Genomic DNA, 483 nt, shown 5'->3' on the forward strand with positions numbered 1-483 from the left:
AGCATCGGCTTGGCGCGTTCGGCCAGGCGTGCCTTGCCATCGAGCGTGCCCAGGTTGATCTCGCGGGTCAGTTCGTCGAAGAAGAACTGCGACAGCGGCGTGGCCTGCTTCAGGCGTTCGTTGAAGGCCTCGGCGCCTTCCTTGCGCACGATGGTGTCCGGGTCCTCGCCATCGGGCAGGAACAGGAAGAACGCCTGGCGGCCATCCTTCATGCGCGGCAGCACCGATTCCAGCGCCTTCCAGCCGGCGCGGCGGCCGGCGGCGTCGCCGTCGAAGCAGAAGAACACGTCCGGTGCGTTGCGGAACAGCAGCTCGGCATGGTCCGGCGTGGTCGCGGTACCCAGCGTTGCCACCGCCTGGGTGACGCCGAACTGGAACAGCGAGACCACGTCCATGTAGCCCTCGACCACGATCAGCCGCTCGATCTTCTGGTTGGCCTGGCGCACCTGCCACAGGCCGTACAGTTCGCGGCCCTTGTGGAAC

General features: G+C 66.9%; 1 protein-coding gene. It reads right to left on the reverse strand.

Annotated elements, in window-relative coordinates; translation table 11 throughout:
* Window positions 1-483 (reverse strand): toprim domain-containing protein (locus D7X55_RS46065; RefSeq protein WP_121725737.1); only part of this gene is annotated, 483 nt, incomplete at both ends.

The organism is Corallococcus sp. AB049A, from assembly GCF_003668885.1.
GTDB classification, from domain to species: Bacteria; Myxococcota; Myxococcia; order Myxococcales; family Myxococcaceae; genus Corallococcus; species Corallococcus interemptor.